Annotated in this window: 10 protein-coding genes; 4 read left to right on the top strand and 6 right to left on the bottom strand. The window is 58.1% G+C overall.

What is annotated here, in order from left to right; genetic code table 11:
* Positions 1 to 247: 247 nt before the first annotated feature.
* Positions 248 to 1,042 carry a class I SAM-dependent methyltransferase gene (locus tag FIL88_RS01320; RefSeq protein WP_142852021.1) on the bottom strand — a complete coding sequence of 265 codons (795 nt, stop codon included), beginning with the start codon at positions 1,040 to 1,042 and terminating at the stop codon, positions 248 to 250.
* A gap of 68 nt (positions 1,043 to 1,110) precedes the next feature.
* Complete coding sequence (locus tag FIL88_RS01315; protein ID WP_142852020.1) at positions 1,111 to 1,755, bottom strand: DUF938 domain-containing protein; 645 nt, start codon at positions 1,753 to 1,755, stop codon at positions 1,111 to 1,113.
* 80 nt (positions 1,756 to 1,835) lie between these two features.
* Between FIL88_RS01315 and gloB the strand changes: the two genes are divergently transcribed.
* The 3 genes from gloB to FIL88_RS01300 all read left to right on the top strand — a co-directional run bounded on the left by gloB (position 1,836) and on the right by FIL88_RS01300 (position 6,056).
* Entirely contained in the window at positions 1,836 to 2,600 is a 765-nt protein-coding gene (gene gloB / locus FIL88_RS01310; protein ID WP_142852019.1) for a hydroxyacylglutathione hydrolase, read from the top strand.
* 157 nt (positions 2,601 to 2,757) lie between these two features.
* Positions 2,758 to 5,085, top strand: coding sequence for an ATP-dependent Clp protease ATP-binding subunit ClpA (clpA, locus tag FIL88_RS01305; protein ID WP_142852018.1), 2,328 nt, complete (start codon positions 2,758 to 2,760; stop codon positions 5,083 to 5,085).
* Positions 5,085 to 6,056, top strand: coding sequence for a M23 family metallopeptidase (locus FIL88_RS01300; protein ID WP_142852017.1), 972 nt, complete (start codon positions 5,085 to 5,087; stop codon positions 6,054 to 6,056). Before clpA ends, FIL88_RS01300 begins: the two co-directional genes overlap by 1 nt.
* On the opposite strand, the gene FIL88_RS01295 is transcribed toward FIL88_RS01300, so the two are convergent.
* The 3 genes from FIL88_RS01295 to FIL88_RS01285 form a co-directional block, all read right to left on the bottom strand.
* A complete protein-coding gene (locus FIL88_RS01295; protein WP_142852016.1) occupies positions 6,053 to 7,768 on the bottom strand; it encodes a peptidoglycan -binding protein in 1,716 nt (571 codons plus the stop codon). The genes FIL88_RS01300 and FIL88_RS01295 overlap by 4 nt on opposite strands.
* Before the next feature lie 2 nt (positions 7,769 to 7,770).
* The gene (locus tag FIL88_RS01290; RefSeq protein ID WP_142852015.1) at positions 7,771 to 8,967 is read right to left on the bottom strand and encodes a biopolymer transporter ExbB; all 1,197 of its coding nucleotides are present in this window, start codon (positions 8,965 to 8,967) and stop codon (positions 7,771 to 7,773) included.
* 84 nt (positions 8,968 to 9,051) lie between these two features.
* Positions 9,052 to 9,591 (bottom strand): gamma-glutamylcyclotransferase, encoded by a 540-nt coding sequence (locus tag FIL88_RS01285; protein ID WP_185960806.1) that lies wholly within the window; start codon positions 9,589 to 9,591, stop codon positions 9,052 to 9,054.
* A gap of 72 nt (positions 9,592 to 9,663) precedes the next feature.
* Between FIL88_RS01285 and FIL88_RS01280 the strand changes: the two genes are divergently transcribed.
* The gene (locus FIL88_RS01280) at positions 9,664 to 10,665 is read left to right on the top strand and encodes a DUF2125 domain-containing protein (protein ID WP_185960805.1); all 1,002 of its coding nucleotides are present in this window, start codon (positions 9,664 to 9,666) and stop codon (positions 10,663 to 10,665) included.
* Between the two features lie 4 nt (positions 10,666 to 10,669).
* Here FIL88_RS01280 and FIL88_RS01275 read toward each other — a convergent pair whose 3' ends face one another.
* Entirely contained in the window at positions 10,670 to 11,509 is an 840-nt protein-coding gene (locus FIL88_RS01275; protein ID WP_246066583.1) for an extensin-like domain-containing protein, read from the bottom strand.
* Positions 11,510 to 11,518: the final 9 nt, after the last annotated feature.

The raw sequence follows: 11,518 nt of genomic DNA, 5'->3' as shown, positions 1-11,518 counted from the left end.
CGTCGTCGCATGTAGCAGGGAATACCCCACCTCGCAACAGGCTTGAGCGGGTTTATCGCCAACATTCTGGGCGTAGGTTTCGTTAGATTTCGCCACCAATCCGCCCATACCCCTTAACCCTAGGGACAAATTGACGGTTCACGGGCGAAACTGAGGGCAACACAAACGGAATACCATCGCATACCAATTTCACATTTGGTCCTGTTTTCCAGACGTCGCCATCAATTTCCCCCAACGCGGGCGCGCATCAAAGCTTGCTGATTCTGTCCATGGTCATGGCCTTCCCCTGCCGCGAGGCACTGGGTTCGGGCACGCCAAGTCCTTCCAACACCTTCAAGGGTCGGCGCACGGCTTGCGCTAGACCTGGCCGTTTCGGTGCGGGCACTTGTTTGGTGACCTCAACCATCAAGACGCCCCCGGCTAGGATCACCGGCAATTGAAGCCCTGCCCGTTCCCAAAACGTACCGGTCTTCAGCCAGAACCGTTTTGCCGAAGGGGGTTGATACAAGGATGACAGATGGCGTTCGACTTTAAACCCATGCTCACGCAGCTGTCCTTCAAGCTGCCCCAGTGAATAGGGTCGCCCATACCCAAACGGCGTGGCATCAGATCGCGCCCACAGCCCAGCGCGGTTCGGCGCGATAAACAGGGCGCGTCCTCCGGGGCCAAGCACGCGGTAACACTCGTCCAACAATTGGCTGGGGGTCTCGGATGTCTCAAGCCCGTGCATCACGACCAAGCGATCGACCACACCGGTATCCAAGGGCCACAACGTGTCTTCCACCAAAACCGAGACATTCGGCAGGCCGGCAGGCCACGGCATAACACCCTGCGGCGCAGGCATCAGACCAACCACACGGCGGGCGGTGGGCAAGTATGGACGCAGCAAGGGCACGGCGAATCCAAAACCGGCGACCGTCTGTCCCTTGCTTTGCGCCTGCGGCCACAACTGCACCACTTTGTCCCGGATCGCCTTTTGCGCCGCGCGCCCCAACATGCTGCGGTAATAAAAATTCCTCAGATCCTGTACATCAAGATGCATGACACGACACCCTTGGGCTGTTCACGGCCGAGACTACCCGATCACTTTGAAAATGGAATGCCTGATCTTCAGGCTTTGGCGCGACGCAAGACCAGCGCCAGATTATTTGCTGGCATCTCGATCAACTCGGCACGTCGCAGTCCCGCCTCTGCGCACCAAGCCTCGACCTTCTCGAGGTCCTTATATCCAATCTGAGGATCGTGGGCCGTCAGTGAGGCGTGAAAACTCTCATCCCCTGCGCTGCGAAAAGCACCGCCGGTGCGAAACGGGCCATAGAGAAACCAATGCGCGCCGGGGGATAGATTACGCGCCACACCAGCAATCACGGCCTGCGCCGTTTGTGCATCAATCAAATGCATCAAGTTCACCGTCATGATCATCGCCATCGGCCCGGTGCGCCAAGACGGCGCGCTGGCGTCCAGATACTGCGCCATCCGCATATTCTGGATCCCCTTATCTGCGCGCCACGCGTCGATGCTGTTCAGGCGATCAGGATCAATGTCGGTGGGTTGCCAGATCACGTTGGGAAAGCTGTTGGCGTATTCGACGATATGCTCACCCGTGCCCGAGGCAAGCTCAAGCGCAACGCCCTGTGCAGGAACGAACGGCGTCATCGCTTCTAAAATGGGCGGCATATTACGCGCAGCCGAGGGCGCAGACATGCGTCCGTCTCCACGCTCATGCGCGATCGAATATGGTTTTTCTCCCGCCATTTTTATCCCTCGGGCGCATTACCAGTATTGAGGCTCTGGATAGTTTGGGCAAGACTGTTAGACCAACATGGAGGTCCAATATGCCTGAACTCGTCACTATTCCCTGCCTTTCGGATAATTATGCATTTTTACTGCATGACGCCAAGTCGGGGAAGACGGCATTGATTGATGCGCCAGAACCGGGGGCCATTCAGGCAGAGTTGGACAAACGCGGCTGGAATCTGTCCGAGATCTGGCTGACCCACCACCATTGGGATCACATTGACGGGGTTGCCGATCTGGTTGCCGCCACCGGCGCACGCGTTTTGGGGGCGGACGCGGACAAACACCGCCTTCCGCCATTGGATCAAGCCCTGATGCCCGGAACGGATTTTGACTTTGCCGGTCACCGCGTCGAGGTTCTGGACGTTCCCGGCCATACAGTTGGCCATATCGCATTCTATGTTGCCGACGCCACTGTTGCCTTTACCGGTGACAGCCTGATGGCAATGGGATGTGGGCGCCTGTTTGAAGGGCGGCCCGATCAAATGTGGGACAGCCTGCAACGCCTTATGAAATTGCCGGCAGATACAAAGATCTGCTCTGGTCACGAATATACGGCCGGCAATATCTCGTTCGCGCTGACCATCGAGTCGGAAAACGAAGCCCTGCGCGCACGCCGCGAACAGGTGGAAGCGGCCCGCGCACGGAGGGAACCAACGGTCCCCTCGTTGCTCTCGGACGAGCTGGCGACCAACCCTTTTCTGCGCGCGCACTTGTCGTCCGTTAAAGCCGCCCTACATAAAGAGACCGCATCCGACGCCGAGGTCTTTGCTGAGATCCGCGCCCGGAAAGATGATTTTTAGGTCAAATCCCGCAAAATCACGCTTGTGCGAGCAGAAATTGACCAAAAGGGTCTTGATAGCGACGCAAGGACAACCGAACCTTAATACTATGAGGCAACGGTAAAAGCAGGGGCATCGCCACCGATGACCACCGCTGAACTTACGAGGAGTGTGCAACATGCCATCTTTTTCAAAACCCCTCGAAGAGGCCATCCATCAGGCATTGGCTTTGGCAAACGACCGCAAGCACGAGCTTGCCACGCTAGAGCATCTGCTGCTGGCGCTTCTTGACGAACCGGACGCCGCGCGGGTGATGCAGGCGTGCTCGGTCGAGCTGGACGTGTTGCGCAAGGTGTTGGTCGAATTCATTGACGAAGAACTGACGACACTGATCACCGACATCGAAGGCAACGAAGCTGTGCCGACGGCAGCGTTCCAGCGCGTGATCCAGCGTGCGGCGATCCACGTCCAAAGTTCAGGGCGGACCGAAGTAACCGGGGCCAATGTACTGGTCGCGATTTTCGCTGAGCGCGAATCGAACGCAGCTTTCTTCCTGCAAGAACAAGACATGACGCGGTATGACGCGGTGAACTATATCGCCCATGGTGTCGCGAAAGAGGCTGGATTTGGCGAAGCACGCTCGGTTTCTGGTTCGCCGGATTTCGATGACGAGGATGTGCAGGATGCGCAACCGGCCGAAGAAAACGACAGCGCACTTGGCAAATACTGTGTTGATCTGAATGCGAAGGCGCAGGACGGCGACATTGATCCGCTCATCGGCCGCGAACATGAGGTCGAGCGCGCCATTCAGGTGCTCTGCCGCCGTCGCAAAAACAACCCGCTGCTGGTGGGTGATCCCGGCGTGGGCAAGACCGCCATTGCGGAAGGTCTGGCAACCAAGATCGTTGGAGGCGAAACACCCGAGATCTTGTCGGAAACCACTATTTATTCGCTCGATATGGGCGCACTTCTTGCGGGCACGCGGTATCGCGGTGATTTTGAAGAACGCCTTAAGGCCGTGATGAAAGAGCTTGAAGAACATCCTGACGCGGTATTGTTCATCGACGAAATCCATACGGTGATCGGTGCTGGTGCGACCTCTGGCGGGGCGATGGATGCTTCGAACCTGCTGAAGCCTGCGCTTCAGGGCGGCAAGCTGCGCTGCATGGGCTCGACCACCTATAAGGAATTCCGCCAGCATTTCGAAAAAGACCGTGCCCTGTCGCGTCGTTTCCAGAAGATCGACGTGAACGAGCCGACGGTTGATGATGCGGTCAAGATTCTTCAGGGTCTGAAACCCTATTTTGAAGAGCATCACGGCGTGAAATACACCGCAGATGCGATCAAGTCAGCGGTGGAGCTGTCGGATCGCTATGTCAATGATCGCAAGTTGCCCGACAAAGCCATCGACGTGATCGACGAAGCGGGTGCAGCCCAGCATTTGCTGGTCGCCTCGAAACGGCGCAAGACCCTTGGAACAAAGGAGATCGAAGCGGTTGTGGCCAAGATCGCGCGGATCCCACCGAAAAGCGTATCGAAGGACGATGCCGAAACCCTGCGCGATCTTGAGAAGTCGCTGAAACGTGTTGTGTTCGGTCAAGACACTGCAATCGACGCTCTGTCCTCGGCGATCAAGTTGGCCCGCGCTGGTCTGCGTGAGCCTGAAAAGCCCATCGGAAACTATCTGTTCGCTGGCCCTACTGGTGTTGGTAAGACCGAGGTCGCCAAGCAATTGGCCGACAATCTGGGTGTCGAGCTTCTGCGCTTTGACATGTCGGAATACATGGAGAAACACGCGGTCAGTCGTCTGATCGGCGCGCCTCCAGGCTATGTGGGATTTGATCAGGGCGGCCTTCTGACCGATGGCGTCGATCAACATCCGCATTGCGTACTGCTGCTTGACGAGATCGAGAAGGCGCACCCGGATGTCTATAACATCCTGCTTCAGGTCATGGATAATGGCGAGTTGACCGACCATAACGGGCGCACTGTCAGCTTCCGCAACGTGGTGCTGATCATGACCTCGAACGCCGGCGCATCCGAACAAGCCAAGGCCGCGATCGGCTTTGGGCGTGATCGCCGCGAGGGCGAAGACACTGCCGCGATCGAGCGTACCTTCACGCCGGAGTTCCGCAACCGTCTGGATGCCGTGATCAGCTTTGCCCCGCTGGGCAAAGAAGTGATCCTGCAAGTGGTCGAGAAATTTGTATTGCAGCTTGAGGCCCAGTTGATGGATCGCGGCGTGCATATCGAACTGACCCGCGCGGCAGCCGAGTGGATCGCCGACAAAGGCTATGATGACCGCATGGGCGCACGCCCCTTGGGTCGCGTCATCCAAGAACACATCAAGAAACCCCTCGCCGAAGAGCTGCTGTTTGGCAAGCTGGCGAAGGGTGGACTGGTACAGGTCGGCGTCAAGGCGGGCAAGCTGGACATTCGATACGAAGAGCCCAAAGCCCCACGCCTTGGCCGCCGCAAGAAGCCCCCGCTTCTGCCCGCCGACTGATGCGTGCCCTATGGGCCGTAGCATTTATGACCTGCGCCGCAACTCCGGTTGCGGCGCGTGATCCTTTGCTTCGCTTTCCAGTGGATTGCACCCTGGGACAAGACTGTTTCATCCAGAATTATGTCGACGTCGACCCCAGCAAAGGTGTCGCCGATTTTACCTGCGGTGCGCTGTCCTATGACGGGCACACGGGGACAGATATCGCGCTGATTTCGGACGCAGCGGCTGCGATGGGTGTGAACGTCACCCCGGCCGCCCCCGGTATCGTGCGACGCCTGCGTGACGGAATGCAGGATCAGTTCTTTGAATCTGCGTTCCAACATCCCGAGGGACAGGATTGCGGCAACGGGGTTTTGATTGATCACGGCGGCGGCTGGGAAAGCCAGTATTGCCATCTGCGAATGCGCAGCATCGCGGTCGAAGTTGGCCAGCGCGTCGGCCTTCAGACCGTTCTGGGGGAAATCGGCATGTCCGGCCGGACGGAGTTTCCGCATCTACATCTGTCGCTGCGCAAAGACGGGCGCACGGTCGATCCGTTCAACGCGACCTCTCTGACCTATTGTGGCGACACTGAACAGACCACTCTATGGGATACCTCGATCCCTTATCGCGCCAGCGGGTTCGTCAGCGCTGGGTTTAGCAGCGCACTTCCCGAATACGCCGCTGTGAAATGGGGGCAAGCGCATAATGAAACTCTGTCAACGCAGGCTGGCGCGCTTGTGCTTTGGGCCCAGCTCTTCGGGGCACAACAGGACGATACGCTTCGTCTGACCATAACTGGCCCACAGGGCGCATTCTTCAAGCACGAAGAGATCTTGGACGCGACGCAAGCACGCGCCATGCAGGCAGCAGGACGTAAGTTGCACGCCGAAAACACAGTTGTCGGTGACTATCGCGGCGAGGCGGCATTGTTTCGCGGCAAAGTCGAGGTCGACCGCATTTCGGCCACCACCACCCTTAAAACACCTTAACGCTCGGTCAGCTTCAGCTCGATCCGACGGTTTTCAGCGCGCGCATCTGGAGAGTCTTCCGGGTTCACTGGGCGATATTCACCGAATCCGGTCGCAGCCAACCGCTCGGGCGGGAAGCCCAAGGCATCGATCATGAATTCCACCACCGACAAGGCACGTGCTTGGCTGAGTTCCCAGTTATTGCGGAATGCGCCGCGGCCAGACAGGGGTACATTGTCCGTATGCCCGTCGACACGGATCACCCAGTCGACCTCGTCCGGGATTTCACCCGCGATCTCTGACAGCAAGGATGCAACGCGGGCAACCTGCGCCTGCCCTTCTGGCTGAAGCTCGGCACGGGCGCTGGCGAAGAGCACCTCAGACGAGAACACGAAGCGGTCACCGACGATCTGCACGCCTTCTCGGTTACCCAAAACGTCACGCAGCTTGCCAAAGAATTCCGACCGATAGGCCGACAGTTCTTTCGCCTCGGCTTGAAGCCGCTTACGCTCGGCCTCTTCCAACTCGGCGCGGCGACGTTCTTCGGCCGCGACACGGGCAAGGGCTGCGTTAAGCTCGGATCCAAGCTTTTGGATCTGAACTTGCGCGGCCTGATCACGCGCGGATCCTGCATCCAGAATAGACTGTAAGCTGCCCAGTTGGGCACGCAAGCTGGAAACCTGTTCATTCAACAGCGCGATCTGGCGCTGGCTTTCTGCGCTCTGCGCTTCTTCCTCTGCCAGGGCCAGATTGGCTGCCGCCAACAGGCGCGCCCGCTCTTCGGATTGTGTGAGTGTCTCATCGGCAACTCGTTCCGCATCAAGCCGCGCAGACAGTTCGGCCTCCAACCGATCACGCAAATCGCTCGCATCCGTGCCGCCGGCCGTCTGCTCTTCCAGTTGCAATAGAGCCGTCGCAAGACGCTGATCCAAATCCGCACCTGCGGCCTTTGCAGCCGCCAACAGCGTCAGGGTGTCTTCGGCCTGCTTGCGTTCTTCTTCCAGCGCAAGCGTCATGGCGGTCAATTCGTTATCGGCGTTTTTCAACCGCTCGCGGAGCGCTTCTGCGGCGGCAGCCTCCGCCAGCCTATCGGCCTCTTCGTTGCTGAGTGCGGTCTGACCCTCGGCCACTTTCACCTCAAGATCAGCGACCAACGCCTCCAGCGCCTCGCGCTTGGCAGCGGCAAGCCGTGCAGCTTCTGTGCCCTCGTCAATCTCATCACGCGCTTTCGCCAAAGCAAGGTTCAGCGCCTCTTGATCACTGATCAACTTCGCCTGCGCGTTTTCAAGGTCTTCGACCGTCGCGCTCAGCGCTACGCCTTCCGCCAACGCTTTGTCGCGCTCGGATAGCAGCGTTGCCACCTGCGCCTCAAAGCTCGTGATCTGAGCGGCCTGCGCTTCGGTCTGAGTCGTCAGCTGAGTGATCAGCGCCGCCTGCGCGTCTGAAATCGAGCGCGCTTCGCTTAACGTGGCGCTCAATGTACCGACTTCGCCTTCCAGCGCTTCTGTTCGGTTACGCTCAAGTCCCAGCGCATCGGCCAATTCAGATACCTGAGCGGACAGCGCGTCCAGCTCGTCCGCCTGCCCTGAAATCGTTTCACGCAGAATGAACTGTACGATCATGAAGATCGTCAGAACGAACATCAACACCAGCAAAAGCGCGGTCATAGCGTCCACAAAGCCGGGCCAGATCGACCCGCTCATGCGTTGGACTGATCGGCGGGTCAGCGCCATGGCTAGCCTTGCTCCTGACCAGAGGCGACGCGAATGGCGTGGGTCAATGTCGCAAGATCACCGCGCAGATCAGCCAGGCTTTCTTGCCGCCCTGCCTGCATTTCTTCCAGAATGCGCAAAAGCTGAACATCGATCGAACGCAGGCGCATCCGGCTTTCCGCATCGACCTGCGCCTCTTCATCTGCGGCATTGCTCTCAAGGATCTGGCGCACGGCCTCTTGGCTTTCGGCAATCTGCATCAACGCCTGTGTCTGCCCATTGTCCTGCGACAAATGAGACGTTAGCGCTTCGACATTTGTGGCCAGCACGCGCAGTCGCTCATCCATCATGGTGCGCTGCGCATCTGACTGAACGAACATGGTTTGCATGGTTTCGATCTGCTCTGCCAAAATGCCCAGATAGGCACCGGCTTCGGCGGCATCTTCGCCATCGCCCGTCGAATAGCTCAGCTTGGTGATGGTCGACAGCCATTCCTCGAGCTCGCGGTAGAAACGGTTCTGACCGTGACCAGCAAAAAGCTCCATCAAGCCCACGACCAGCGACCCGGCCAGACCCAGAAGCGAGGACGAGAATGCCGTCCCCATACCGCCTAGCTGCTTTTCCAGACCGGTCATCAAGCGGTTGAATACGTCAACTCCACCCTCTCCTTCGCTAGGGGCAAGTGAGCGGATAGTATCAACAACAGCCGGAACAGTGGTGGCCAAGCCATAAAATGTTCCAAGAAGTCCAAGGAAAATCAAAAGGTTGACGATATATCGCGTTATGTCGCGGGCTTCATCAATCCGCGTTGCAATACTGTCCAAGATCGAACGCGACGACGCCGCACCGATCTGCAACTGCGACCCGCGATTCGATCGCATCAGCGCCGCCAGAGACGCCAAAAGACGCGGTGCGCGTTCAGGGTCGTGATTGTCGCGTTTCTGTACAAACCCTTCGATCCATCCCACCGAGGCAAAGACCTGCCAGACCTGCCAGAAGCAGGCCAACAGCCCCAAGACAAACACGAACAGAATGAACCCGTTCAAAAACAGGTTCGCCATGAAGACGGGCAGCACACGCGGCAATGCCACGAAGGTACCAAAGCCAACAAGGCCCAAGGCAATGAGCATCAGAAAGATCTGACGCACAGGATGGGTGAAAGACGGCTCGATACTTTTTCTTTTGGGCGCAGATAGCGTCCCGCGATCCGGTTGATCCATGCGGGGTTAAGTCCTTGTCGCCAGTGTTATTGCGGGCAGGATAGGCAGGTTTTCAGCCGCTGCCAAGCTTTCTGTCAACAGATTTCAACTTGTCGTCAAGGCACGAACCTGCTGAGATAACCACGACAGATCCTCGTCTTCAATGCCCAGCTCGGTCAGGTGGTTTGAAGTGTTATACAGATACTCTGTATTTGGCCCCCTGCCCCCAACAGCCGCTGAGATAATCTGCGCCTGTTCGGCAAGTTCGATCTGGCAATACTGCACGTGATCGGGATCAATCACATAGGTCACAGCCTCGACCTGACGCCCGTCCGACAAATCAATCATCAGCCGCTTTTCCAGATAAGCCGAGGACACAAGCTCGCGCTCGCGCAGATCGGCCATTGTCTGGTCATGGGTGCCACGGCGTGCGCGGAAGGCCAGGCCCTGACAATGTGCTCCGTCCAGCTCGTCCAGTGCCAAAACCAATCCCGGGTGTTCTTCGGTGCCACGGTGGTGGATCGAACGCATACAGAAACTGCGGTGATAATCAGGCAGCGTGGCAACCAGTGCTTCGTCATGGTCAAAGCCGGGGTTCCACATCAAAGAGCCATAGCCAAACACCCACAGATCGCCGTTGCTCATTTCGCTCGCCCTTCCGTCATTCCCGCAGTAAACACTGCCTATAAGCATGTGTCGCGCAAAAGGGAATTAAAGATGCGTAAGCTAGTCGTGATCGCTGTGGTTCTGGCAGCGCTTTGGGCCGGGTATTGGTTCATTGGGGCAAGGGGTGTTGAAACTGCGTTCACAACCTGGATCGAGGATCGGCGCAGTGAAGGTTGGGTGTCACAGGCTGATGACATCTCGACCAAAGGGTTTCCCAGCCGTTTCGATACGATTTTCACAGGCTTGGAGCTGGCTGACCCGGACACAGGGCTTGCGTGGCGTGCGGACGAATTTCAGATCCTCGCCCTGTCCTATCAACCCAATCACGTGATTGCGGTCTGGCCCGGCAAACAGGTGATTTCGTCGCCCGTACAGAATATCAGCTTCACTGCCGACACGTTCAAAGGATCGCTGGTTTTCGATGCCAGCACTGATTTGCCGTTGGATCGCAGCTCGATCGTGATCGATAATCTGTCGATGCAATCCACCGGGGGCTGGACTGCTGGGCTAGAGTCTGGCCAGATCGCAACGCGGAAATCCTCGGTCGCGCCGAACCGCCACGACATTCATTTCGAGGCAACAGGGCTTTTACCGGCATCGTCCTTTATTCAAAGTTTTGCCGGTGGTGATCTGCTTCCGCCGGTCTTTGAGCGCGCCCTTTTGAAGGGCAGCGTAGATTTCACCAAGCCGTGGGACCGTCATGCCATCGAAGACGCCCGCCCGCAGATCACCCGGATCGAGATCAGCGAATTCGATGCCAAATGGGGCGAACTTGGGTTGAAAGCCGTGGGCACTGTTGACGTCGATCCACGCGGCATCCCCGAAGGCGAGGTCGCAATCAAGGCCAAGAACTGGCGTAAGATGATCAAGATTGCAGAAGCCTCGGGCGCAATTGCGCCGGAATTGGTCAGTTCTGTGACCCGTGCGCTTGAATTTGTGGCCGGGCTGTCAGGGAATTCCAAGTCACTGGACGTGACCCTGCGTCTGTCGGGTGGCGCTGTGTTCCTTGGGCCGATCCCCATCGGCTCGGCCCCGATTATCAAGATCCGCTAAGGGATCAGCGACAATAGGATCCGCTGCGATAGCGGGCAGTATCGAAATGGAAATGATCCTGATGATACTTGTCCGCATTGGGCCCAAGAACGGTGCCGAAGGGGCCACAAGCCGCCTTGTGCATCTTTTTCAACGCCTTGCCTTGCGCAGGATCGCGCCAGCCGCGCAGGACCGACAGCTCGGACCCGTTTTTCAGACGGATCCCAGCGATGTCAATCGCACGCCCCTTGCCGTGTTCGCTGATCTTCGCGCCGCGACGGTTGTTTCGGGTGCGGCAGGCATAATGCGCCACAACGCGCAATGATGTTGGGCCTCCGCCCATACGACCGACCGCCGGAAACACCCCATCGCGCACCCACTTGTTCAACGCCTTCGCCGTCGTGCAATCCATCACCGCAGATTGGCTTAGCTTTATGCCAGACACTTCGGTCACACGGACCGGAGACGAAATCCCGCAGCCACTGATCTTGCCGGGAATCGGGGAAATCGCCTGCCCTTTGATTTCATTCACGCCACAAATCCGGCCCCGACGCCCTGAAGTCGCAGGTTTCGGGGTCGAAGACGCGATCTTCCGGGTGAATCCCTTTGGACGCGCCATCGGTCGCAAAGAATGTGTCACAGCCAGACGGGTTGGAACGACGGACACTTCTGGCACGGTTTTAGGTGCTGTTGCAGGGCGCGCCACCGGGCGTTGTGCGGCCGGCGCAGCGGCAGGGGGTGTTTCCTGCGCTTCGGGTCTGGGTTGTGGGCGCGAACTGGCTTCGGCGGATCCGAAAAATCCAAACGCCACCACTGCCAACGCACCTAAATGCCAGACAAACCCGTCCCATCCAAATCGCATCATACTACCTTC

This window comes from Aliiroseovarius halocynthiae, assembly GCF_007004645.1.
In the GTDB taxonomy this organism is placed as follows: Bacteria; Pseudomonadota; Alphaproteobacteria; order Rhodobacterales; family Rhodobacteraceae; genus Aliiroseovarius; species Aliiroseovarius halocynthiae.
The sequence above is the reverse complement of the archived record's forward strand: the minus strand, read 5'-3'. Positions and strand labels throughout refer to the sequence as shown.